A 723-nucleotide genomic window follows, 5' to 3' on the forward strand; every position below is an offset into this window, starting at 1 on the left:
GTTGCTAACCCAACTCCTGAAAACTGGGAAGATATTATTCCTGAAACAAACAATGTTTTATCAGTTTCAACTTCTGGAAACTATTTTATTGCAGAATATATGGTTGATGCGGTTTCACAAGTAAAACAGTATGATTATAATGGAAAACTAATTAGAGAAATTACACTTCCGGGTATTGGTAGTGTTGGTGGTTTTGGTAGTAAAAAAGATGAAAATATTGACTATTTTGCTTTTACCAACTACAATACACCATCAAGTATTTACAAACTTAATTTAGAAACTGGCGAAGTAACTCTTTATTGGAAACCTGCCATAGCTTTTAATAGCAATGATTATGTGAGTAATCAAATATTCTACACATCAAAAGATAGCACAAAAGTACCAATGATAATTACACACAAAAAAGGTTTAAAATTAAACGGTAAAAACCCAACTATACTATATGGTTACGGAGGCTTTAACGTTAGTTTAAACCCATCTTTTAAAATTACAATGGCCGTTTGGATGGAGCAAGGTGGTATTTATGCTGTACCTAATTTACGTGGCGGTGGTGAATATGGTAAAAAATGGCACGATGCCGGCACACAAATGCAAAAACAAAATGTGTTTGATGATTTTATTGCTGCAGGCGAATATTTAATTGAAAATAAGTACACATCATCTGATTACTTAGCTATTAGTGGCGGATCTAATGGCGGATTATTAGTTGGAGCAACCATGACA

At 33.5% G+C, this 723-nt stretch carries 1 protein-coding gene; it reads left to right on the plus strand.

What is annotated here, in order from left to right; all coding sequences use genetic code 11:
* Nucleotides 1-723 (plus strand): prolyl oligopeptidase family serine peptidase (locus FUA24_RS23725; RefSeq protein ID WP_148545802.1); only part of this gene is annotated, 723 nt, incomplete at both ends.

The organism is Seonamhaeicola marinus, assembly GCF_008085455.1.